This is a genomic window from Streptomyces sp. NBC_00986 (assembly GCF_045162565.1).
Taxonomy (GTDB): domain Bacteria; phylum Actinomycetota; class Actinomycetes; order Streptomycetales; family Streptomycetaceae; genus Streptomyces.
The window spans coordinates 2,551,565-2,575,448 of the sequence record NZ_CP108733.1 but is presented as its reverse complement, the minus strand read 5'-3'; the positions used below and the strand labels follow the sequence as shown (position 1 = coordinate 2,575,448).

Genomic DNA, 23,884 nt, shown 5'->3' with positions numbered 1-23,884 from the left:
TGTGTCACGACTCTCGCCTCGCCCCGAAACGCCTGTTACCGTCCGACTTAATCGATCTAGCACAGGGGGTGTCGCTCCCGACGACACCCTGGACGACGGCCACTCGACGGAGAGTGAAATGGACCTTCTCTCACAACAGCGCAGTACCTACGAAGCGGTCCTCCGGCTGAACGACGCACCGTTCGTCACCGAGCGCCCGGCGATGTTCAGCCCGGCCGCCGCGGCCCAGGACGAGGGCAACACGCGGGGCACCTACGGTCGCTTCGCGCAGATCCTGCTCCCCGAGGAGTACTCGGACTGGGTCGAGGAGAGCGCCGCCCATGTCGGCTCGTGCTACGTCGGCGACTGGACCTCGCTGCACAAGGTGAAGGTGCACGGCCCGCAGGCGCTCGCGTTCCTGAGCCGGCTGGGGATGCGGGACCTGTCCCGTTTCGAGACCGGGCAGATCAAGCACCATGTGCAGCTCGACGACAACGGCTGGATCGCCTCCGAGGGCGTGCTGTGCCGGCTCGGCCCCGAGGAGTTCGTCTACACCGCGGGCAGTTGCGACTGGCTGTTGTGGCAGCTGAGCCAGGGCGGTTGGGACGCGGCGGCCACCGACATCAGCCCCGACCGGTTCATCTTCGGGGTGCAGGGACCGGCGTCCCTGGCCACGTTGGAGAAGCTGACGGGGGACGATCTCCGCGACATCGGCTTCAGCCGCAGCCGGATGTCGACGGTCGGCGGGGTCCCGGTACGGGTCCTGCGCACCGGGATCTCGGGCGAACTCGGGTACGAGCTGCACGGGCCGACCGAGCACGCCAACGAGATCTGGGCGGCGGTCGTGGCGAGCGGCCAGGACGTCGGCATCCGTCAACTCGGCTTCCGCGCCCAGCCTGTTCAGCACATCGAGGCCGGGATCGCGACCAACGGCCTTGACTATCTGCCCGCGTCGATCCTCACGCCGGGCGCGCCGAGGCAGTTCCGCAAGGGCACGCCCAGCGGCAGTTTCGTCCCGGCGGGCGGAGTGACCGACTACTTCCGCAAGCCGGGCGAACTCGGCTGGGGCTTCCGCAAGGGCGTCCCCGACCGCGACTTCATCGGCCGGGACGCACTCGTCCGGGACGCCGAAAGTGGCGTACCCGCACGGCAGTTGGTCGGTCTGCGCTGGAACGGGCAGGACGTCGCCGGCGTCCTCACCTCGCTGCTGAGCGGGGCCGAACTGCCCGACCAGATGGAGATGCCCCGTGGCCGCGGACCCCACTTCGACCAGGTGCTGGTGTCCGGTGACCCGGTGGGCGTGGCCACGGGCCGCACCGTGAGCCCGACCCTGCGGGCGATGATCTCCCTCTGCGTGCTCGACCCCGCGCACGCGACGCCCGGCACGGAGGTCGCCGTCCTGTGGGGCCGACCGGGCACCCCGCAGCGGGAGATCCGGGCGACGGTCACCACGCTGCCGTTCAAGCCGGACAACCGGCGCACCGACGTCACGGCACTGTGACCGCCCCACCCCGCTCCACGATCTCCACTCGCCACGGCAAGCGCGGCGGCCGGGGCCTGCCGCGGCCCGACGAAGTCATACTGCGACGCATGCTCCTGGAAGACGTACGCGTCCACCACCGCACCGGGCAGTGGTGCTCCGGTGTGCGGACCCGCGACAACATCGTGGCCTACGACATGGAGATCCTTCCCCCGTGGCAGGTTCCCGGCCGGCCCACGACCGACCGCTGCTTCGTCATCGCCGACGAAGGGATACAGATCACCAGGCCGGTCACCTTCGTCGGCGCGCTCGAAGGCGGTTGGTACATCGATCTGGTCGAACTGGAGGAAGTGGGTCCGCAACGGCTGGCGGTCCATGACCTCTACCTGGACATCATCGTCCCGCCTGTCGGTCGGCGCTACGAAGTGCTGGACCTCGACGAGCTCGCCGAAGCGCTCCAGGACGGTGTCATCGATGCCGCCACCACGATCAAGGTTCTGCGCAATGCCCAGAACTTCATCGACAAGCACCTGCGCAACCTGAGCCAGGACGCGCCGAGTTCGTGGCCGGACTTCCCGCCGGCCGCCCTTGTGGACCTGGCCGAACTGCCGCCCTTCGACTGACTCCGCGCCCTGACCGCCCTGACCGCCCTGACCGTCCGGACAGGTCAGGGCGCGCGGTGACGGCCTACTCCGTGCGAAGTGCCGTCGCCGTACGGGCCTTGGCCGCCCAGCCGGCCGGGAGCAGCGCCCCCAGCACGGCTGTCGCGACCCCGGCCAGCCCCAGCAGCACCAGCTGGGGAGCGTCGTACACATCGAGGATCGACGGCGGCAGATCGGTGCCCGCCGCGTGCCCCATCACCGGCAGCACGAAGCCGTGCAGCGCGAACCCGAGAGGTACCCCGATCAGTCCGCCGAGCACGCCGATCCCGGCCACCGACGCGAGTACGAGGCTCACGGTCTGCCGCGGCGACATGCCGAGTGCCTTGCAGACGCCCAGGTCGTGGACTCGTTCGCGGGTGTCGAGGACGACGGAGTTGAGCACGCCGAGGCCTGCCACGGAGACCAGCATGAGGGTGAGCAGCACCGCGATCGCGTCCAGGACGAGGATCATGTTCTCCTGCTGCGAGGGGGAGTTGGCGATGACGTCGCCGCCCATCGGCTCCACCACCGCGTGGAGCTTCCCGGCGTACGCGGCGGGGGAGACGCCGGGCTTCACCTCGATCTGGAAGACCTGGGGCTCGGCCCCGGCGAAGCTCGCCAGGTCCGCGTGGATCGACAGGCCGTCGTTCGAGGTGTCGAAGGCCTCGCCGACGATCTTCAGGGGCTCAGTGTCCTTCCCGAGGGTCACCCGGACCGTGTCGCCGATCTCGGTGCCGGTCCGTTCCAGGAAACCTGTGGGTACGACGGCCTGCCCCGCGCCGGTGATCCAGTGCCCGGAGATCATCTCGTAGCTGCCGGGACGTGAGTCGCCCTGGTAGAGGGTGGCCTGGACCGAGCCGGAGATCCCCGCCACGGTGACATCGTCCCGGGACATGCCGTAGTACGAAGCGGTGCCGGACTGCGCCTCGATGGCGGCGCGGACCTTCGCCGGGTCGGCGGACGGAGGACTGTCACTTCCCTTCTGGGGGCTCAGGTGGCGCACTCCGCCCCCGGCGCCCGGGACGGTCGGCCCGCCGACGACGGCGGTGACCGCCGCGCGGTCCTCGGGATCCGACGCGCTGCCGACCGCGTTCAGGGACGAGGTCAGTCCCACCGCGAAGGTCGCCGCGACCGTGCCGAAGGCCACCGCGAGCAGCATCGCGGCCGTACGGACCGGATGTGCGAAGGGGCCGGCGAGGCCGTAGGTCACCGCCCGCGGCAGCGGCAGCCGCCCGGCCGCCCGGTGCGCCCACTGGCCGCGCCCCGTGCGGGGTGCCCGGCCGATCGCGATGGCCTCGACCGTGCGCAGCCTCCCGGCCCGCAGCGCGGGGACCAGCGCCGCGATCCCGACGACCAGCAGCGTGCCGGCCGGCACGACGACGTCCACCCACCAGGCCACCGTCAGCGAGGCGGTGCCGTACACCTGGTCGGTGTCCTCCAGCAGTGGAACGGCCAGCACATTGCCCAGCACGACCCCGAGTGCGATACCGGCGCCGGCCGGGATCAGCGCCTGGGCCACGTAGGCCCGCACGACCTCGCGCGGGGTGAAGCCGATGGCCTTGAGGATGCCGATCCGGCGCAGGCCGGTGCCGACCGCGCCGCTGATCACACTGCTGATGATGATCACGGACATCACGATGCCGAGGACGCCGAAGGCCACCATGAACGGGACGGTAGCCGCCGCGCCCGTGTCGGCGGCACGCTTGGTGTCCAGGTAGGACTGGGTGCCCACCAGGGCCCCGGACGGTACGGCGGCGGTGAGCTCCTTGCGGTCGGCGGAGATCTGCGCCCTGGTTCCCGCGGAGTCGAAGCGGTAGAGCATCTGACTCGTGACCGGTGTGTCCTTCGAGGCCAGCGCGCGGACCTGCCCCGGGGTCGCCCAGGCATCGGCGGTCCCGGCGGCCGACACCGCGAAGCCGACGACCTTCAGCGTCGGGCTGTCGGCGGCATCCGAAGCCTTCAGGGTGGAACCGACCTCCAGGAAGGGGCCTTCGAACGACGCGGAGAGAACGACCTCGCCCGGCTTCGCGGCCCACCGGCCGGACCGCAGGTCCAGGTCGTCCACGGCGCCGTGCGGACCGGACCGCCCGACCAGACTCAGCTTCGGCAGGTGCCCGCCGTCCGGATCGACCGGGCTGATGGTCGTCGACGGATACGGCCCCGCGCTCGCGGTGACGCCGTCCAGCCGCCTCGTCGCCCTCAGCTGCGCCGCACTCACCTTGGCCGGATCGAACTGCGCGGTGACATGCGGGCCGTGCTGCTTCGCGAAGGCGTGGTCGAAGGGGGCGTTCGAGGCGACGATGAGCGACCCGGCGACCACGGCCGCGGCGACCGCCATCATGGTGGCCACGGCGATCACCACCGTCTGCACCCGGCGCCGTCCCACTCCGGAGCGCACGACCCGGCCGAGCGCGCCGGTGCCGAAGAGGCTCATCGGACGGCCTCCGCACGCGTGTCGAGGGAGACATGGCCGTCGACCAGCTGAAGGGTGCGGCTCGCACACGCCTCCGCCAGCGCCATGTCATGGGTGACCAGCACGAGGGTCTGCCCGCCGCGGTGCAACTCCAGCAGCAGCTCCCGTACGTCGTGGCCCGAGGCGGTGTCGAGCGCGCCGGTCGGTTCGTCGGCGAGCAGCAGCGCCGGCCGGTTGACCAGCGCCCGGGCGACCGCGACCCGCTGGCGCTCACCGCCGGACAGCCGGCCCGGGTAGGCGCGGGCGTGTTTGGTCATGCCCAGCAGTTCCATCAGCTCGTCGGCGCGGGCCGCCGCCTTGCGCCGCGGGGTCCCGGCCAGCTGGGCGGGGAGCTGGATGTTGTCGGCGACGGTGAGGTCGTCGAGCAGATTGAAGAACTGGAAGACCATGCCGATCCGGTCGCGGCGGAACCGGGCCAGCGCGTGCTCGCTCAGCCGGTCGATCCGCTGCCCGGCCACGGTCACGGCGCCCTCGGTCGGCTTGTCGAGGCCGGCGACCAGGTTCAGCAGCGTGGACTTGCCGCTGCCGGAGGGACCGGTCACGGCAAGCGCCTCGCCCTGGGCGACGCTGACGTCCAGCGGTCCGAGTGCGGGCGCACCGGCGCTGTCGTAGCGCTTCGTCACGCCCGCCAGTTCGATCACGTGAGTCATGGGTGCGGTCCGTCCTTGCGGTCGAGAGGGAGATGTCGGTGCCGGCCCAGCGACGGTAGGGCCGCGGTCCTGCGGGGCGCGTCGGCCGCGGCACCGACATCCGGGCCTCCCTGCGAAGGAGGTGCCCGCGGCCTCATCCCTGCGAAGTACGCCTGAGGGACGGCGATCTGGCCGCGCAGGAGGACGCGGAAGAAGGCGCGGGGACCGCACAATGAGCCGGTGGAGACGGAGGGGCGGCAAGGCTGGCGTCGGCAACTGCGGGACGCGCTGCGGTCGGAGGCGGAGGATGCCCCGCGCTCGCGGCGGGCCGTGCACGCCGATGTGGTGCTGGCGGTCGTGCTGACCGTGCTCGCGCTGATCGCGGCCTCGCGCTATCCCGGCGACGGGCCGGTCCAGGTCAGCTCGAGGGCCGAGTCCGGGTACGCCCGGGACGGGGTGCCGGTCCCGCGTCCGCCCACGCCCCCCGTACCGGGGACGCGGGTTGCGGAGGGCAAGCCCTCCTCCCCGGCCTGGCCGCTGGTCGTCCTTTCCGCGCTGCCGCTCGCGGCCCGGCGCAGGTATCCGCTGGCCACGTTCGGGGTGGTGCTGGGCGCGGCGCTGGCCATCGGCGAGGCCACCTCCTGGATCAACGTGCTGACCTGCGTCATCGGCGCCTACAGCGCCATCATGTACAGCCGTCACCGGGCGCGGGCGACGGCCGGTCTTGTCGTCGCCGCCGTGCTGGCCGGCCTCGCGTTCCGGGACACGGACCCGGTGTTCCCGGGATGGTCGAGCCCGGCGGTCGTGCTGCTGGTCGCCGGGGTGCTGGCCAGCACCGTCCGCTTCTGGCAGCGGCGGCTTGCGGCCAGCCGGGACCGGTACACCCGGCTGCAGCAGGTCCAGGAGGAGAGCATGCGCCGGGCTGTCGAGGAGGAGCGGGCCCGGATCGCCGCCGAACTGCACGACGTCGTGACCCACAATGTGAGCGTGATGGTCATCCAGGCGGGTGCGGCACGCAAGGTGATGGACGCGGCGCCGGAGCGGTCGAAGCAGGCCCTGCTGGCGGTCGAGGCAGGAGGCCGGGCCGCGATGGCCGAACTGCGGCATGTGATGGGCCTGTTGGCCGCCCCGGACACCGGCCGCCCCGACAGCCCCGCCGACGGCCTCGAACCGCAGCCCGGCCTCGGGCAGCTCGACGCCCTGATCGAGCGGGTCCGTGGAGCCGGGACACCGGTCGGCGTCGCGATGTCGCTGCCGCCCGACCCGCTGCCGCCCGGGGTGGACCTCGCGGCCTACCGCGTCGTCCAGGAGGCACTGACCAACACCATCAGACACGCGCCCGGCGCCGATGCCTCCGTCACCGTCGGCTACACCGGAGACTCACTGGAGATCGAGGTCACCGACACCGGAGCCGCCCGCGACGCCCCTCGGGCGGACGGCAACGGCCGCGGGCTGATCGGGCTGCGGGAACGCCTGGCGGTCTACGGCGGCGAACTCACGGCCGGTCCGACTCTCGCCGGCGGCTACCGCATCACGGCCCGAGTCCCGTGGCGGACGGCGTGAACCGGCCGGCGCTGCGCGCCGTCATCGCCGACGACCAGGCCCTCGTACGCACCGGCTTCGGCATGATCCTCGCCGCGGACGGCATCGAGGTGACGGCCGAGGCGGCCGACGGGGCCGAGGCGCTCGCCGCGGTCCGGCGCACCCGGCCCGACGTCGTGCTCATGGACATCCGGATGCCACAGATGGACGGCATCGAGGCGACCAGGCGGATCCTCGCCGACGGGCCGGACGGCACCAGGGTCATCATCCTGACCACCTACGACCTCGACCACTACGTCTACGCCGCGCTCACCGCCGGCGCCAGCGGCTTCCTGCTCAAGGACGTCAGTCCCGAGCATCTCGTCGCCGCCGTACGCCTGGTGCAGTCCGGCGACGCCCTGCTCGCCCCCGCGATCACCCGCCGTCTGATCGAACGCTTCGCCCAGCGCGAGGAGGACCGTCCTGACGGTCTCCACCGCGACCTGTCCGGCCTGACCCCGCGCGAACTGGAGGTGCTCCGCCTGCTCGCGACGGGCCTGAGCAACGCCGAACTCGCGGACCGCCTGCTCCTCAGCCCGACCACGATCAAGACCCACATCGGCCGCATCCTGTCCAAGCTGGATCTGCGCGACCGCGTCCAGGCCGTCGTCCTCGCGTACGAGACGGGACTCGTCTCCCCGGGAGGCGGGGGCTCCTGGCCGCACCCGCCGGAGCGGACCGGCACCCGCCCTTGACCGTCCCCCCGGACCGGGCCACCTCACTTCGCCTCGCATCACCGCACATCCCGAACTCCGTTGTGAGGGGCGGGTGTTGCGCGAGGGCTGGACACCCGCCCCGAGCGGTGCTGTCATCCATCCACACCGCACTTTCCGTCGCTGGAAAGGCAGTTGGCGCAGCACCCGCCCCCACGGCGGCCCACCCCGCGCACCGGGCCGTCCGCCGCGCCCGGATCTGTCGGCACGAAGCATGTTCTCCGTGACACCCCGTCAGCAAGGCTTGCTGACAACGATGTCGAACTCTCGTTGCCCATCGAAGGAGCCCCCCATGCCCCACTCCGAAGACGACGACCGCCGTCCCCTCACCACCGGACTGCCCCCGCTGACCAGACGCGACCTGCTGCGCTGGGGAGGAGTGGCCGCCGCAGGCGCCCTGGGCGGCCTCGGCATCGCCGGTTCGCCCGCCCGTGCCGCCACCGCCGAGGCCGCGGCCGCCGCTTCGACATTCAGCCCGCTGCGCCCGCCCGCCACCCCCCTCGCCGTACGGTCCCCGTACCTGACCACCTGGCTGGCCGGGGACAGCCTGGCCGGTACCTGGCCCACCTTCTGGAACGGGCGGATCACCGCGCTGGCCGGCATCGCCCGCATCGACGGCACACCGTACGTCTTCCTCGGCGCCCCGGCGCTGCCCGGCGGCCCGGCGCTCAGCACGATGACGCAGACGTCGTTGCAGCTCACGGCCACCCGGTCGATCTTCACGCTCACCGGGGGCGGCGTCACGCTGACGGTCACCTTCTTCTCGCCCGTGGACCTCGGCAACCTGCAGCGCCAGTGCGTGCCGTTGAGCTACATCAGCGTCCAGGCCGCGAGCAGTGACGGGGCGAGTCACACGGTCGACGTGCATGTCGACGCCTCCGCGGAGTGGGTGCACGGCGACAGTTCCACCCAGGTCACCTGGGCCAAGCAGACGACCGGCAGCATGACCGCCCTGACCTGCCAGCCGGCCTCCCCGGGTGTGCTGGCCGAGAACAACGACCAGGCCTCGTGGGGTTCGCTGGTGCTGGCCGCCCCCACCGTGAGCGGGCTGACCTGGCAGATCGGCCAGGACACCGTCGTACGGGCGGCGTCCGCCGCGAACGGGACGCTGGCCGGCACCTCCGACACCGCCCAGCCCCGCGCGATCAACGACCGCTGGCCCGTGCTGGGCCTCAACCAGAACCTGGGCACCGTCACCGCGTCCGCCCCCTCGGCGGTGTTCCAGATCGTCGTCGGCCACGTGCGCACCCCGGCGGTGAGCTACCTCGGCACCAACCTGAACCCGTGGTGGACGCACTACTGGAGTTCGTGGACCGCCATGCTCGACTGGTTCAACGGCGACCGCGCCGCCGCCCTGACAGCCGCCGTCGCCTTCGACAAGGCGATCCACGACGACGCCGCGAGCGCCGCGGGCGGCGGTGACACCGGCGAACACTATGCGGCCGTCTGCGCCCTGGCGGTGCGTCAGGCCGTGGCCGGGACGGAACTCGTCGACCGCAACGGCTCGCCGTGGGCGATGCTCAAGGAGATCTCCTCCAACGGCAACTTCTCGACCGTGGACGTGACTTACCCGGCGTCCCCCGCCTATCTGCACCTCTCGCCCGCGTATCTGCGGCTGCTGCTCGAACCGCACTTCTTCTACGCGGAGAAGGCCGGCTGGCCCAAGGTGTACGCCGAGCACGACCTCGGCTCCAGCTACCCGAACGCGACCGGGCACCTGGACGGCAACGAGGAGGCCATGCCGATCGAGGAGTCCGCCAACATGCTGATCATGGCGGCGGCCGTGGCCCAGCGCCTTCCCGCGGCCGACGCCGCCTCCTTCGCCGGCGCGCACTACGCGATCCTCCACCAGTGGGCCGAGTACCTGGTGGCCAACGCCCTCGACCCGGAGAACCAGAACCAGACCGACGACTTCACCGGCTGGATCGCGCACAGCGCCAACCTCGCGCTCAAGGGCATCATCGGCATCGGCGCGATGAGCGTGATCGCGAAGGCGGCGTCCAACTCCTCCGACGCCACGCACTACTTGACGGTGGCCCGGGGCTACATCAGCCGGTGGGTCACCCTCGCCCAGGACTCCTCCGGAACCCACCTCAAACTCGCCTACGACCAGGACGGCACCTGGAGCCTGAAGTACAACGGCTACGCCGACCGCCTGCTGGGCGTGGACCTGGTGCCCACCGGGGTGGCCGCGCAGGAGGCCGCCTGGTACCTGTCCAGGGCAGGCACCTACGGCGTGCTGCTGGACCCGCGCAACGACTACACCAAGACCGACTGGGAGGTGTGGACCGCGGCCTGGCTCGCCGACCACGCCGACGCCCGCGCCATGCTGATCAACGGCGTCTACGGCTTCGCCAACGCCACGCCGTCGCGGGTGCCGTTCACCGACTGGTACGTCGTCGCCACCGGCACCCAACGGGGCTTCGCCGACCGCCCCGTGATCGGCGGCGTCCTCGCCCTGATGAACGCCCCGGCGGCCGACTCCGTCTCCTGGAAACGTATCCAGAACAAGAACTCCGGCAAGCTGCTCGCCGTCAGCGGCATGTCCCTGGCCGACAGCGCCGAGGTCACCCAGTACGAGGACAACGGCACCGCCGACCACCTGTGGACCGTGATCGACAACGGCGACACCACCGTCAGGATCTACAACCGCAACAGCGGCAAACTCCTCGCCGTCCACAACCAGAGCCTCGACGACGGCGCCCACGTCCAGCAGTACAACGACAACGGCACCCAGGACCACCTCTGGCGCCTCGTCGACAACGGCGACGGCTGGATGAAGATCGTCAACGTCCACAGCGGCAAGCTCATGGCCGTCGACGGAGCCTCCCAGGCCAACAGCGCCCAGGTCACCCAGTGGAACGACAACGGCACCTCCGACCACCTCTGGCGGCTCCTCTGATCCACCCGCGCGACGCCCGGCCTCGGTGAACGCGCGGTGCGCGAAGTCCTGTCGCACATCTAGCCGTACCGACCAGTCGGTACTAGCCTCCGCTCGAACGGAAGGAGCCCCACCTCCCGCCGCCCCTCTGTCCCCGGCCGTTCCAAAGGGAGCCGTATGCCCTCCGCCTCCGCACCATTCGACACACGAGGCCCCGGTGCCGACGCGCCCGGCGCCGGTGCTCGCGGCTCGCTCGCCCGGCTGTACCGCCGAGACCTGCCGGCGTATCCGGCCACCGGGCGGCGCATGTCGTATCTGGCGATCGTGGTGGTCACCACCGTCGTGCTCTACTACATGCTCTACATCCAGTACGCGGTGGCGACGTCGATCATCACGCACTTCGACATGACCTACCGCTACTTCGTGTGGGTCTCGGTCATCGGCAACGCGGTCGGGGCCTTCGCCTCGCTCGTGGCCGGCCTCGCGGACCGGTGGGGGCGGGCGAACCTCGTGGTCTACGGCCTGCTCGTCGCCGCGCTCCTGGTCTTCTTCGGGCTGCCCAACGCCGGTGACAAGACGACGTACTTGGTGCTGTTCGCCGTTGTGAGCTTCATCGAGGGCATCGTGCTGGTCGCGACGCCGGCGCTGATACGGGACTTCTCACCGCAGCTCGGCCGGGCCACGGCGATGGGCTACTGGACGATGGGCCCGGTCATCGGCAGCCTCGTCGTCACCTCGGTGACCAGCAGCACGCTCGACACCGCCAGTTGGCAGGACGAACTGCGCTACTCCGGGGCGGCCGGGCTGGTCGTGTTCGTCGTCACCCTGTTCGCCCTGCGCGAGCTGTCGCCGGGCCTGCGCGACCAGATCATGGTCAGCCTGCGCGACCGGGCCCTGGTCGAGGCCCGCGCCAAGGGACTCGACACGGAGGCGGTACGGCGCGGGGAGTGGCGGCAGATGCTGCGCCTGGACATCCTCGGCTCCGCCTTCGCGATCGCGGTCTTCCTGCTCCTGTACTACGCCGCGGTCGGCAACTTCGTCGTCTACTTCTCGACCACCTTCGGCTACAGCGAGCAGCGCACCAACGGCCTGGCCAACTGGTACTGGGCCGCGAACGCCCTCGCGCTGATCGTGGCCGGACTGCTCTCGGACCGGCTGCTGGTGCGCAAGCCCTTCATGATCGTCGGCGGGATCGGTGCGATCGTGGCTACGGCGTTCTTCGCCTCATTGGCCACCCACGCGACGACCGGTTACTACACCTTCGCCTGGCTGTTCGTCGCGATCGGTGTGTTCAGCGGGGTCGCCTACGCCCCGTGGATGGCGAGCTTCACCGAGACCGTGGAGAAGCGGAACCCGGCCGCGACCGCCGCCGGGCTCGCGGTCTGGGGCTGGACGGTACGGATCGTGGTCGCCGTGTCGGCAGCGTTCATCCCGGTGCTCGTCACCTCCGTCACCCCCCTCGTCGAGCACGGCGCCGAGGTGGCGGCCGCGACGAAGCAGGCCGCCCCGGCCCTCGCCATCGTCGACGCCCACCCCCAACTCTTCGCCGAACTGGGCAAGTACACGCCGACCACGACACCTCCCGCCCTGGCCGCACAGGCGGTCAAGGAAGTCGGCGCCGCCGACCTGGCCGTCGTACAGAAGGCGCAGCCGCAGCTCAAGGTGCTCAAGGAGTACGGGCCGAAGGTGCAGAAGGCCGCGAAGGACGGGCCGGGGGAGTGGCGCTCCTGGTGGTGGATCTGTGTGGGCGGGCAAGTCCTGTTCCTGCCCTTCGTGTTCGTGATGGCCGGCCGCTGGAGCCCGAAGAAGGCCCGCGAGGACGCCCGGGCCCACCAGGAGGCCGTCGACCGCGAACTGGCCGCGCTGGCCGGGAGCGAGGCCTGACCGACGTGGAGACCGACGCCGCGGCTCGGGCGCAACTGCCCGGCCGCGGCGTGTTGGTGACGTTGTGTCAATTCCTGCCTGGTCGTGCCGGTGTGCTCAGGCGAGGGTGAAGTCGTCGGCGGTGACGGCGGATTGGCCGTACCAGCCGTGGACGAAGACCGTGACCGCTCCGCTGCTTCCGGTGGTGAAGGTGACCTTGAGCTGGTTCCAGGCCGAGCTGTTCGACCAGGTGCTCGCGGAGGCCCCGCCGGTGACGCCGAGGTAGGCGTACGGGCCCTGGACCCAAGCGGTCAGCGTGTAGCTGGTGTTGGGGGACAGGGTGACGTTCTGGTCGCACTCGCCGGTGCCGCTGGAACTCGGGGTGACCTGGAGGCTGTGGCTGCCGCTGTGCACCGGGGTGGAGACCACCGCGCTGCCGCCCGTGCAGGTCCAGGGGCTCAAACTGCCGCTCTCGAAGCCGGAGTTGGTCAGCGAGTTCCCGCCTCCTCCGCCTCCTCCCGTGGTGGTGACCGTGACGGCGTAGGTCGCGCTGTGGCTGCCCGTCGCGGCCGTACCGGTGACGGTGATCGGGTACGTGCCTGCCGCCACCGACGAACCGACCGTCGCCGTCAGTGTCGAACTGGCGCCGGAGGTAACGGAGTTGGGGCTGAAGGAAACGCTGACCCCGGACGGTGCGCCGGACGCGGCGAGGCTGACGGACTCGGCGCTCCCGGAGGTGACTGCCGTCGATACGGCCGCAGTTGCCGAACCGCCCTGGGTGACCGAGGCCGAACCCGGTGACAGGGACAGGGAGAAGTCGCTGGTGGTGCCTCCGCCGCCGCCCGAACTGCCCTCGTAGGGCACGAACGCGTCGGTGAACGCGAGGCTGTTCTGGCTGATCTCACTGCAGGTGGGCAGGGAGTTGGCGCTTCCACTGCATGCCTGGTCCCGGGTGATCGCCCAGAAGGCCAGCCGTCCGACGCTGTTCTGCGCTGCGAAGGTCTCCACCGTCTGGGCATCGGCCAGGGTGAAGGTGGAACCGTCGTCGTTCTTGCCGATCATCGGAGTGATGCCGAGGTTGGCGTAGGTGTAACCGGAGTCGACGGACTGCATCTGCGCCAGCGTGGCCTTGGCCGCGGAGACCGCGCCCTGGCCCATCTCGGTGCCGGTGCCGGCGTAGTAGTCCATGGCCATGATGTTGACCACGTCGATCTTGATGCCCGCGTTCTTGGCGGCCTTGAGGATGTTGACGCCGTCGCCGGTCAGGCCGCTCGTCAGGACGGGCAGGGTCATGGAGAACTGCAGGTTGGGGTTGGCCGCCTTGAGGTCCTTCATCGCCTGCATCTGGCGGGCCGCGGCCGCGGTGTCCGCGATGGCGGCGCCCTCGATGTCGAAGTCGAGCTGGGTGACGCCGTAGTCGTTGATGATGGCCTGGTAGCCGGCGTCGATGCTGCTCTGGGTGGAGCAGGTCCAGGCGAGAGGTTCGCCGCTGGCTCCTCCGGAGGAGACGATGACGGAGGCGCCTTCGGACTTGGCCTTGGCGATCAAGGGGTCGGTGTAGGAGTCGTTGCCGATGGGGAGCGTGTCGCCCCAGATCTGGTTGCAGCCCACGCCGAGTACGAAGGCCGCGGTGTAGGCCTTGAGCTTGTGTCCGGTGATGGCGGTGTCGAGCAGTCCTTCCTGACTGTTCGACATGTCCACGTAGGGGGCCACGGAGTAGACGCTGCTTGCCGCCGCGCTGCTCGTGGGGGCCAGGGCGATGGTGACGCCGGTCGCCGCGAGCGCGAGGGCGGACACGGTGGCCGCGAATCTTGCCAGGCGCATGACAGTTCCCCTTTCGGGGTGCCCGCTGGGGGTGAGGGGGTGCTCGGGATATTGGTACATACCAAACATCTCGTGGAGCCCTCCGTCAAGAGGACTAGACCAACTTGGTTCGGTAGGGCCGGGTCGCGTCAACTCCCGCTGGGGGAAGGGCCGTAGCGACTGTGTGTCCATGTCCGGCGCGCGAACTCGCCCGCAGGCGTGCGCTCGTCGTCGTGGCGGGAAAGGCGCCTTCCTCGGGAGCTAAAACTCCCGCAAAGACTCCGGCGGTTCGGTCCGGTCCGCTCGGTCGGTCCGGCTCCTGGCCGGTCTCGCGCGGAGGTGGTGCGGGTCTACGTCGTCGACGGCCCGGGCTCGCGCCGAAGTGTCGACCGGGTTCGGAGCCGCTTGGACCGTTCCACCCGTCGGACCAGCCAGGTTCGGCGAGTCCGTTTGGGCGTGGGACTCCTCACCGGTCCCGCCCGCGGCCCCCTGCGTCGAGGCCGTCGGGGTCACGCGCACCCCGCGCACCCATGGCCCCCCGCTCCACCCGTTCAAGAACTTCGCCCCCAGAAACCCTCGCTCGCCTCGTTGACACACCATCACCACGAGCGTTTCACTCGTCACTCGTGCATTGGCAACGTTGTCAGGCCGTGGGAGCGACCAGGAACTGTTGCCTGTCGCCGGCGTTCCGGTGTTCTCCGGTGCGCCGCCACCTGATCTGCGAAGCACGAACCGCTGCGGAGGCGACCGATGGTGAGACCCCGACGTTCAGCCGTGCCACGTGACCGCAACAGATTCCGTCAACGCCTCGCCGTGGTCTGCGTGTTGGGCCTGACCGCCCTTCCGCTCACGACGATCGGCAGCGCCGCCCAGGCCGCGGGCACCGCGACACCGGCGCTGGTGACGGACCCCGCGTCCCTCGTCAACCCGCTCATCGGGACCTCCGGTGCGGTGGACACCTTCCCCGGTCCCGACATGCCGGCCGGCATGGTGCAGTGGGGCCCGGACACGACGCCCGACCGCCCTGACGGCGGCGGCTACGAGTACAACGACAACAAGCTCTCCGGCTTCAGCCTCACCCATGTCTCGGGACCCGGCTGTCCCGTCGCGGGCGATCTGCCGATCCTGCCGGTGACCGGTGCGCTGTCGGGCGACCTCGGCAGTACGTCTGTCGGGTTCGGCCACGCCGACGAGCAGGCGGGTATCGGGAGTTACAAGGTCACCGACGCGAACGGGGTCAAGACCGAGCTGACCGACACGGCCCGCGCCGGTCTCGGCACCTTCACCTTCCCGACGGGTCAACAGGCCAACCTGCTCTTCAAGTTGAGTGGCGGCGCCACGCAGGTGGACGGGACCCGCGTCCAGGTGGTCAGCAACAAGGAGATCAGCGGCGCGATCGACAGCGGTCACTTCTGCGGCGCGAGCAACAGGTACACGCTGCACTTCGACATCAAGTTCGACCAGCCGTTCACCGCGAGCGGCACCTGGGTCGGCAGCGCGATCACTCCAAACGCGAAGTCGCTGAAGGCGGGCAAGGCCCAACTCACCCCGCAGGCCACCGAGTCGACGCCGCTGAAGGAGAAGCACTTCACCGTCCCGGCGAAACCCGCCCCCACGATCCACGGGACCGGTCCAAAGGCCACAGCCAAGGCCGCCGAACCGCCCACGACCGGCGCCAACGGCATGTACCTCACCTTCGACACCGCCTCGAACCCCACGGTCAGCGCGAAGGTCGGCGTCTCGTACACGAGTGACACCGGCGCGGCGAACAACCTCGCCACCGAGATCAAGAACTGGAACGTCGGCGCCGTGGAACGGTCCAACCACGACGCCTGGAACGCCGTACTGAACAAGATCCAGGTGGGCGGCGGGTCCGCCGACCAGCAGACGCAGTTCTACACCGCGCTCTACCACGCGCTGCTGCACCCCAACGTCTTCTCGGACGACGACGGCCAGTACATGGGCATGGACAACCAGGTCCACAAACTGGCCAAGGGACAGAAGGCCCAGTACGCCAACTACTCGGGCTGGGACACCTATCGCTCCCAGACCCAGCTGATGGCGATGGCCGAACCCAAGGTCGCCTCCGACGTCGTCACCTCGATGCTCAACGGCTATGACCAGACAGGTCTGTTGCCCAAGTGGGCCTCGAACAACGGCGAGAGCTACGTCATGGTCGGCGACCCGGCCGCCGGCATCATCGCCGACGCGTACGCCTTCGGCGCGACGAGCTTCGACACGGACAAGGCCCTCGCCGCCCTGCAGCACGAGGCCACCGTCCCGAACAACGACCGCCCCGGCGAGTCGGTGCGGGACGCGAAGGGCTACCTCCCGCTCGACGAGAACGACTACAACTGCTGCAACTTCTACGGCCCGGTCTCCACCCAACTCGAGTACGACTCCGCCGACTACGCCCTCGCCGCCTTCGCGAAGTCGCTGGGGAAGGCGTCGGTCTACGAGAAGTTCGCCACCCGCGCCCAGGACTGGATGAACGTCTTCAACCCGCAGACCGGTTACATGCAGGCCAAGAACAAGGACGGCCAGTTCGCGGGCGGCTTCACCCCCGGCACTTCCAACGGATTCGTCGAGGGCACCTCCGCGCAGTACACGCCGATGGTCCCGTTCAACCTGCAACAGCTCATCCAGGCCCGCGGCGGCACCAAGGCGTACTCGTCCTACCTGGACAGCCTGCTCGACGACATCACCGCTCCCGGCAACACCGACGCCGACCTGAGCAACGAGCCCAGTGTCGAGATCCCCTGGGAGTACGACTACACGGGCCAGCCCTGGAAGACGCAGGCGGCCGTCCGTGAGGCGCAGCAGAAGCTGTACTTCAACGCCCCGGTCGGCTCGTTCGGCAACGACGACCTCGGCGCGATGAGTTCGTGGTACGTCTGGTCCGAGCTCGGCATGTACCCGGAGACCCCGGGCACGGACACCCTGGCGCTCGGCAGCCCGGCGTTCCCGGCCGCCAAGGTGACCTTCGGCAGCGGAAAGTCGGTGCGGATCAACGCGCCGCAGGCCGCGCCCGACGCGCCGTACGTGCAGTCGCTGGCCCTCAAGGGGCAGGCTTGGAACGCTCCATGGCTGACGTACCAGAAGTTCCAGGGTGCGGGCACGCTCGACTTCACACTCGGCACGCAGCCCGACACGGCCTGGGCGTCCGCCCCTTCGGCGGCTCCGCCCTCGGACACCACGGGCGGCGGCCGGGTGCTGGCCGCGACCGGTCCCGACAACGGCCTGGTGCTCCAACCGGGTTCGGCCGGTGACGGCACGCTCGACCTGACCAACCTCGGCAGCGCGGCCGTCACGGTCGACTGGAAGGCGACGGCTCCCTCCGGCGTCACGCCGGTCCCGGCGTCCGGTTCGCTGACGGTGCCCGCTGCCGGCAGCGCCGAGGCGAAGGTCCAGGTGACGGCGGGTGCGGACGAGGGCCTGTTCCCGGTCACGTTCGCGCTGACCGACCACAGCACCGGTGCGGCACTGCCCGGGGCGACCCTCCGGGTGGCCGTGGCCAAGGCCGGCGCGCTGTGGCCCTACAACACCAACGAGGGCATCTATCCCGACGGCGCGACCTACTCCGGCGGCTTCGACGGCGGGGGTTGGGCCTTCTCGCAGAACGCGCTGGCTGCGGCGGGTGTCACGAGTGGCTCGCCGCTCACGGTCGACGGCATCAACTACACCTGGCCGACCGTGACTTCGGGTCAGCTGGACAACCTGGAGATGGCCGGCCAGACCATCTCGATGCCGGCCGGTACGTCGGGTGCGTCGCTGGGTCTGCTCGGCACGGCGACCAACGCGCCGACCGACGGCAGCGGAGTCTCCGGCGCCGTGACCGTCACCTACACCGACGGCACCACCTCGCAGGGGACGGTCGCCTTCCCGGACTGGACCCTCAACGGCGGTGGCAGCAAGCCGCTTCCGGGTGACACGACGGCCGCGACGACGGCCTACCGGAACACCGGGAGCGGCGGCCGGGACAGCGTGAAGACCTACGTCTTCGCCGCGAAGGTCGCGTTGGACCCGTCCAAGCAGGTCGCGTCGATCACGCTGCCGGTGACGGGTTCGACGGGCACCGACCACCTGTTCTCTTACGGCTTCGGTCAGTAAGGGGAACGGAGGGGACGGAAAGGGCCGGTTCCCGGGTTCACGCCCGGGGACCGGCCTCCGGCACGGCTCGGACGGAGCAGTCGTAGCTGGTGCCCTGCGTGTGCCGGTCGTCGGGTCCGGTCACGACCACGGTCACTCCGGTCCGCACGGTGTCGGGGTCCTCAGAGAGGCGGGTCTCGGCGACCGTGCAGATCAGCTGCCGGGCGGCGATCGGCACCAACGGGGCGCTGTGCGGAGGTAGTTGAACCGACACCCGGGCGCCGTCCGCACTGGTCGTCGGCGTGGACATGCGGGTGAACGCGGTCGTCAGGCCGCGCCGCCGGTCCTGGCTGTCCGGCCCGGCTGCGACGGCGACTACCTCTGCACCGCGGTACCGGGCTACGACGGCCCCACCGGCAACGGCACCCCGAACGGCCTGTCGGCGTTCTGACCGGGACCGGTCCAACGGACGGTGTCAGGCTCCGGCGCGTCGGCCGGCGGAGTCAACGGAGGTGAACCAGGATCCGGCCCGCGTTGGTCGGATCCGTCTCCATTTGGGTGTAGAGCTTCTTGAGGTGCTTCTGCGCCAGCACGGCCAGCACGCGCTTCTTCAGCTGGCCCGTCCCCTTGCCCGGGATGATCTGGACGGTGTCGACCCCGGTGGCGGCGGCCTTGAAGAGGGTCTGCCGCAGGGCCGTGTCGATGTCGCGGTCGCTGCGGAACATCGGGTGCAGATCGAGGGTGAGCAGGGCCATCGCCTCCGAGGGGATCGTCGTACGGTCGCAGCGTATGCGAGACGGTTCCCGGGGCGGAGGGTACGGGGCGTTCTCTGTCTCGGGTTCTACGCCGGGCTCGTCCCTCAGCGCGAGGACCGCGCCCCGCCCCGACCCTAGGCTCGATCACGTCGAGAGAGCGTCAGCTCCTCGTGGCACCGGCCGGCGCCTGTCCAAGTCCCCTAGCTCGAAGAGGCGTTGTGACCCCTTTCGGATCGAATCCCGGATTGGACCGTTCCCCGGGCAGGCAGTCGCGGACGCGTCGTACGGCCGCGGGAGTTCTGGCCGCCTCGGCCGTCGTGGTCGCCCTGGGCGCGCCGACCGCGGCGGCCAGGAGCACGGCGGCCACCTTCACCGACGGGCCCGCCTATGTGGCGCTCGGCGACTCCTACGCCTCCGGGGCCGGCCTTGCCGGCGTGAAGGACGAGGAGTGCGACCGTACGACCGGCGGTTACCCCAGCCTGATCTCCAGGTTCGCCTCGATGGTGGGTCTGAACCACACCTTCGACGACGTCACCTGCAGCGGCGCCACCACGAACAACTACTGGAACCCCAAAGGCAGTAAGGCTCCCCAGGCCGACGCGCTCACTCCCCGCACGAGACTCGTCACCCTGACCATGGGCGGCAACGACGTCGGCTTCAGCAGCGTGCTCGCCACCTGCGCCCGGGTCGCCGCGACGGACCGCGAGGGCACCCCCTGCAAGCAGTACTTCACGGCGGACGGCCAGGACGTACTGGCCGACCGCGTCGCCGCCATGGAGGGGCGCGTCCACGATGTGCTCGCCGACATCAGGCGCCGCAGTCCGCACGCCGAGGTGATCGTCGTCGGATACCCCGCACTCTTCCCCGACGACGGCGTCGGCTGCGCCGAAGTCCCCTTCGCCAAGGGTGACTTCGCCTATCTGCGGGACACCACGAAGCAGGCCAACGCGGCGCTGCGACGCCAGGCGACGGCCGAAGGAATCAACGCGTCCTACGCGGACACCTACACGCCGACGGTGGGCCACGACATGTGCCGGCCGCGTGAGGAACGGTGGGTCGAGTCGCTGACCCCCGCCGCGAACACCGCGGCCGCGCACCCCAACGCGTCCGGCCAGTTCGCCATGGCCATCGCCACGCTTCGGCAGATCTACAAGCCGTAGACGATGCCGGACGGCCGACAGAGCCTCAGGGCGTACATCCCCAGACTGACAGGCCGCCCGGATATCCGCCGGAGGCCCGATGACGCTCCCTCGGTCCTGCCTGCAAGGTGGCGGTCATGGGAGAACCCAGAGACCTGACGAAGCGTCATGGACGTTCCTTAGCAAGTCGGTTGGCGGCTGTCGCGGCCGTCCTGTGTCTCACCTCGGCCACTGTCGCCCTGCTGCCCGCGTCCTCGTCCGCCGTGACGGGGCAGGGCGGCCAGACGGTGGCCGAGGGCGGTCACACGGTCCGGATCAGCCGGACCGAGTACGGCGTTCCGCACATCCTGGCCCAGGACTTCGACGGGCTCGGATACGGGTACGGGTACGCGTTCGCGCAGGACAACGTGTGTGAACTCGCCGACCACGTGGTGACGTTGAGGGGCGAGCGGTCCCGGTTCTTCGGGCTCGACGAAGAGCCCGGCGAAGGCGAAGTCCAAGGCTCCAACCTCGCGAGCGACACCTACTACAGCGGGCAGCAGCGCGCGGGCACCGTCCGTCAACTCCTGTCCCAGAAGGCCCCGTTGGGTCCGACGGCAGAACTGCGCCGCATGGTCGAGGGATATGCCGCCGGGTACAACCGCTACCTCCGTGACACCGGCGTCGACCACCTGCCGGACCCGACGTGCAAGGGCAAGCCCTGGGTGCGGCCGATCACCGCACTCGACCTGTGGAACGTCGTCTACGACGTCAACAGGGTTACCGCGACAGTGCCGTTGGTCCCGGACATCGGCGATGCGAAGCCCCCGACGACGACCGCCGCCGACGGCAAGGACACGGCGGCCTCCGGCGCAACCGCCGAGACCCCCGCCGTCCCGGCCCTCGCCTCCGCCGATGTCGGCAGCAACGGCTGGGCCCTCGGCCGCGACGCCACCCGCAGCGGCAGCGCCATGGTTCTCGCCAACCCGCACCTGCCCTGGGCGGTCGGCTACTTCCGTCTCTATCAGGTGCAGTTGACGATCCCAGGCACCCTGGACGTATCGGGCGCCGGCCTCTACGGCACACCCCTGGTCGAGATCGGCCACAACAGCACCCTCGCCTGGACACACACCGCGAGCGACGCCCAACACGCTTCCGTCTACGCGCTGAAGCTCGCACCCGGCGACCCGACCAGCTACGTGCTCGACGGCAGGACCGTGCCGATGGAGCGCCGTATGGTCCCGGTCACCGTCCGGGACGCGGACGGTCACCTCTCGACCGTCGAACGAACCCTGTACTCCTCGCACTTCGGCCCCGTCCTGTCCACCGGCTGGACCGCGACGACCGCCTACGCGATCCGTGACGCCAACGCCGACAACCTGCGCTCGATGAACACCTGGCTGGCGATGGCCAAGGCACGGAATCTCGACCAACTCCGCGCTGCCCAGGACGAGTTCCAGGGCATTCCCTGGACCTACACCCTCGCGGCCGACACGAGCGGGGACACTTACTTCACCGAGTCCTCGGCCGTTCCGCACCTCACCGACGCCCAACTCGCCCACTGCACCCTCCCGAACGACGAGGGGGCGACCGCCCTGGACGGTTCGACGTCGGCCTGTGTCTGGGGGAGTGACCCTGACGCACTCGTACCCGGCATCTACGGCCCTTCGCACCAGCCGAAGTTGAGCCGCACGGACTACGTCGCCAACTCCAACAACGGTCCCCAGTACGTCAATCCGGAGGCGCCCATCACCGGCCTCCCGGGCGTGTACGACACCGATCCCCGCCTGGACGGGCGGGCCCAGCTCGGCCTCCGCATGATCGCCCAACGCCGGGACGGCGCCGACGGGTTGGGCGCCCCGGGCTTCACCGAGAGCACCCTGCGCGACTCGATGCTCGGCAACCGCGTCCTGTCGGCCGAGACGGGCCGCGACGACATCGTCGGCATGTGCCGCGCCCACCCGAGCCTGACGGCCACGGACGGCACCGAGGTCGACGTATCGCAGGCCTGCGCGGCCCTCGCCCGCTGGGACACCCGCGCCGACACCACCAGCCGGGGCATCGTGCTCTGGAGCACGTTCTACAACCGTCTCCTCGACGGCGGTCCGCCCGACACCTGGCGCCGCGTCCCCTACGACCCCGCCCAACCCCTCACCACACCAAGGGGATTCAACGGCGACGACGTACGCGTCCAACACGCCCTGGCCGACGCCGTCCAGGACCTCGCGGCCCGTGACCTCCCGGTCGACGTCGCACTCGGCGCCGTACAGAAGTGGGACGGCATCCCGCTGCCCGGCTGCGACGCGGGCTGTTTCGACGTCGTGGAGGCGAGCCCCGACTCGGGCACCGGCGCCCCGACCGCCGGGGCCTTCGGCGCCACCTTCCTGATGACCGTCGAACTGACCCCCGACGGCCCGCGTGCCCACACCCTCCTCACCTACGGCCAGTCCGCGAACCCGGCCTCGCCCCACTTCTCGGACCAGACCCGCCTCTTCTCGCACAAGCAGTGGGTCATGGAACGGTTCACCCAGGCCGAGATCTCCGGCGACCCGGGTCTGGAGGTGACGACTCTGCGCAGGTGACAGGGGTCGACGTAGCGCGGGCCGGTCGTAACTCGGCCGCCGTGGTGCGGGGTTGACTGGTCTATACCCTTGACTGGTACATACCAATGCGGTTCAGTGAGGGGCACCATCCCCCACCACGGCCGCCCCCCCACGCCGTGACCGGTCCGACCGGCCCGTGCGCACAAAGGCTCCGCTTCGCCCTGCCCTTGGCGGGGTACGGCCGTGCTCCACAGAGGAGTTGAACCCTGTGTCGAGACGCCGCATCGCCGCAGTACTGACCGCGCTCGTCCTCGGTAGCCTGACGCCCGTGGTCCTCCCCGCCGCCGGCGCGTCCGCCGCCTCCTGTTCCAGCTATCCGAACTGGGTGGCCGGCCAGTCGTACGTCACCGGCCAGATCGTCCGCTACACCGATGGCAAGGCGTACATCGCCGAGCACGACAACCCGGGCTACGACCCGGTCATCAGCACCTGGTTCTGGGAGCCGTACGCCTGCGACGGCTCCGGCACGCCCGTGGGCAACTTCGTCGTCAGCGAGGCCCAGTTCAACCAGATGTTCCCGAGCCGGAACTCCTTCTACACGTACAGCGGTCTCACCGCCGCCCTCAGCGCCTACCCGGGTTTCGCGAACACCGGCAGCGACACCACGAAGAAGCAGGAGGCCGCCGCCTTCCTCGCCAACGTCAGCCACGAGACGGGCGGGCTGGTGTACATCGTCGAGCAGAACACCGCCAACTACCCGACGTACTGCGACTGGAGCCAGTCGTACGGCTGCCCGGCCGGTCAGGCCGCCTACTACGGGCGTGGACCGTTGCAGATCAGCTGGAACTTCAACTACAAGGCCGCCGGTGACGCGTTGGGCATCGACCTGCTGGGCAACCCCTGGCTGGTGCAGAACGACTCGGCCGTGGCCTGGAAGACCGCGCTCTGGTACTGGAACACCCAGAGTGGCCCCGGCTCCATGACCCCGCACAACGCGATGGTCAACGGCGCCGGCTTCGGCCAGACCATCCGCAGCATCAACGGCTCCATCGAGTGCGACGGCAAGAGCCCCGCCCAGGTGCAGAGCCGCGTGGACGCCTACACCCGGTTCACCTCGATCCTCGGGACCAGCACCGGGGTCAACCTCTACTGCTGACCGTGCGACACGGGCACCGGCTGGACCGCTCCAACGGCCGGTGCCCGTCCCACCCACGCGTTCCAGGGACGGTACGTTCCCGCAGGTCATCCCCTATGTGAGCGTTCCAGCTTCCCGTTTCCCCCGACTGTTCTGGCGGCTGGGACGGATCGCCGCGCAAGCTGCGGTTGTTCGCAGCGA

Annotated in this window: 15 protein-coding genes; 10 read left to right on the top strand and 5 right to left on the bottom strand. The window is 70.2% G+C overall.

Annotated features, from left to right (window positions below):
- The first annotated feature begins 118 nt into the window (after positions 1-118).
- Together OG504_RS11235 and OG504_RS11230 are read left to right on the top strand one after the other, a co-directional pair.
- Positions 119-1,480 (top strand): glycine cleavage T C-terminal barrel domain-containing protein, encoded by a 1,362-nt coding sequence (locus OG504_RS11235; RefSeq protein WP_405989675.1) that lies wholly within the window; start codon positions 119-121, stop codon positions 1,478-1,480.
- Positions 1,481-1,569: 89 nt separating this feature from the next.
- A complete protein-coding gene (locus tag OG504_RS11230) occupies positions 1,570-2,082 on the top strand; it encodes a DUF402 domain-containing protein (RefSeq protein ID WP_405989674.1) in 513 nt (170 codons plus the stop codon).
- 64 nt (positions 2,083-2,146) lie between these two features.
- On the opposite strand, the gene OG504_RS11225 is transcribed toward OG504_RS11230, so the two are convergent.
- On the bottom strand, positions 2,147-4,534 hold the full coding sequence (locus OG504_RS11225; RefSeq protein WP_405989673.1) for an ABC transporter permease: 2,388 nt from the start codon (positions 4,532-4,534) through the stop codon (positions 2,147-2,149).
- Positions 4,531-5,223 (bottom strand): ABC transporter ATP-binding protein, encoded by a 693-nt coding sequence (locus OG504_RS11220; protein WP_405989672.1) that lies wholly within the window; start codon positions 5,221-5,223, stop codon positions 4,531-4,533. The genes OG504_RS11225 and OG504_RS11220 overlap by 4 nt, the downstream gene beginning before the upstream one ends.
- 219 nt (positions 5,224-5,442) lie before the next feature.
- On the opposite strand from OG504_RS11220, the gene OG504_RS11215 reads away from it, so the two are divergent.
- The 4 genes from OG504_RS11215 to OG504_RS11200 all read left to right on the top strand — a co-directional run bounded on the left by OG504_RS11215 (position 5,443) and on the right by OG504_RS11200 (position 12,261).
- On the top strand, positions 5,443-6,765 hold the full coding sequence (locus OG504_RS11215; RefSeq protein WP_405989671.1) for a sensor histidine kinase: 1,323 nt from the start codon (positions 5,443-5,445) through the stop codon (positions 6,763-6,765).
- Positions 6,750-7,478, top strand: a complete 729-nt coding sequence (locus OG504_RS11210) for a response regulator (protein WP_405989670.1) — start codon at positions 6,750-6,752, stop codon at positions 7,476-7,478. Before OG504_RS11215 ends, OG504_RS11210 begins: the two co-directional genes overlap by 16 nt.
- A gap of 310 nt (positions 7,479-7,788) precedes the next feature.
- Positions 7,789-10,398: a glutaminase domain-containing protein gene (locus OG504_RS11205; protein WP_405989669.1), complete on the top strand. Its 2,610-nt coding sequence runs from the start codon at positions 7,789-7,791 to the stop codon at positions 10,396-10,398.
- A 156-nt stretch (positions 10,399-10,554) separates the two neighbouring features.
- Positions 10,555-12,261: an MFS transporter gene (locus OG504_RS11200; RefSeq protein ID WP_405989668.1), complete on the top strand. Its 1,707-nt coding sequence runs from the start codon at positions 10,555-10,557 to the stop codon at positions 12,259-12,261.
- A gap of 96 nt (positions 12,262-12,357) precedes the next feature.
- Here OG504_RS11200 and OG504_RS11195 read toward each other — a convergent pair whose 3' ends face one another.
- Entirely contained in the window at positions 12,358-14,064 is a 1,707-nt protein-coding gene (locus OG504_RS11195; RefSeq protein WP_405989667.1) for a carbohydrate binding domain-containing protein, read from the bottom strand.
- A 753-nt stretch (positions 14,065-14,817) separates the two neighbouring features.
- On the opposite strand from OG504_RS11195, the gene OG504_RS11190 reads away from it, so the two are divergent.
- Positions 14,818-18,153 carry a lectin gene (locus tag OG504_RS11190; protein ID WP_405989666.1) on the top strand — a complete coding sequence of 1,112 codons (3,336 nt, stop codon included), beginning with the start codon at positions 14,818-14,820 and terminating at the stop codon, positions 18,151-18,153.
- Between the two features lie 37 nt (positions 18,154-18,190).
- On the opposite strand, the gene OG504_RS11185 is transcribed toward OG504_RS11190, so the two are convergent.
- Positions 18,191-18,442, bottom strand: coding sequence for a hypothetical protein (locus OG504_RS11185; RefSeq protein WP_405989665.1), 252 nt, complete (start codon positions 18,440-18,442; stop codon positions 18,191-18,193).
- Between the two features lie 193 nt (positions 18,443-18,635).
- Positions 18,636-18,887 carry a Smr/MutS family protein gene (locus OG504_RS11180; RefSeq protein ID WP_405989664.1) on the bottom strand — a complete coding sequence of 84 codons (252 nt, stop codon included), beginning with the start codon at positions 18,885-18,887 and terminating at the stop codon, positions 18,636-18,638.
- 245 nt (positions 18,888-19,132) lie between these two features.
- Here OG504_RS11180 and OG504_RS11175 point away from each other — a divergent pair, with 245 nt between their 5' ends.
- The 3 genes from OG504_RS11175 to OG504_RS11165 all read left to right on the top strand — a co-directional run bounded on the left by OG504_RS11175 (position 19,133) and on the right by OG504_RS11165 (position 23,704).
- Entirely contained in the window at positions 19,133-20,047 is a 915-nt protein-coding gene (locus OG504_RS11175) for an SGNH/GDSL hydrolase family protein (RefSeq protein ID WP_405989663.1), read from the top strand.
- 170 nt (positions 20,048-20,217) lie between these two features.
- Complete coding sequence (locus OG504_RS11170) at positions 20,218-22,587, top strand: penicillin acylase family protein (RefSeq protein ID WP_405989662.1); 2,370 nt, start codon at positions 20,218-20,220, stop codon at positions 22,585-22,587.
- Positions 22,588-22,816: 229 nt separating this feature from the next.
- Positions 22,817-23,704, top strand: coding sequence for a glycoside hydrolase family 19 protein (locus tag OG504_RS11165; protein ID WP_405989661.1), 888 nt, complete (start codon positions 22,817-22,819; stop codon positions 23,702-23,704).
- Positions 23,705-23,884 lie beyond the last annotated feature (180 nt).

Bases quoted from the DNA above. Each gene is read 5' to 3' on its own strand.
- OG504_RS11180 (WP_405989664.1), bottom strand. From the start codon at position 18,887: ATGGCCCTGCTCACCCTCGATCTGCACCCGATGTTCCGCAGCGACCGC.
- OG504_RS11225 (WP_405989673.1), bottom strand. From the start codon at position 4,534: ATGAGCCTCTTCGGCACCGGCGCGCTCGGCCGGGTCGTGCGCTCCGGA.
- OG504_RS11230 (WP_405989674.1), top strand. From the start codon at position 1,570: ATGCTCCTGGAAGACGTACGCGTCCACCACCGCACCGGGCAGTGGTGC.
- OG504_RS11195 (WP_405989667.1), bottom strand. From the start codon at position 14,064: ATGCGCCTGGCAAGATTCGCGGCCACCGTGTCCGCCCTCGCGCTCGCG.
- OG504_RS11200 (WP_405989668.1), top strand. From the start codon at position 10,555: ATGCCCTCCGCCTCCGCACCATTCGACACACGAGGCCCCGGTGCCGAC.
- OG504_RS11185 (WP_405989665.1), bottom strand. From the start codon at position 18,442: ATGTCCACGCCGACGACCAGTGCGGACGGCGCCCGGGTGTCGGTTCAA.
- OG504_RS11220 (WP_405989672.1), bottom strand. From the start codon at position 5,223: ATGACTCACGTGATCGAACTGGCGGGCGTGACGAAGCGCTACGACAGC.
- OG504_RS11235 (WP_405989675.1), top strand. From the start codon at position 119: ATGGACCTTCTCTCACAACAGCGCAGTACCTACGAAGCGGTCCTCCGG.
- OG504_RS11205 (WP_405989669.1), top strand. From the start codon at position 7,789: ATGCCCCACTCCGAAGACGACGACCGCCGTCCCCTCACCACCGGACTG.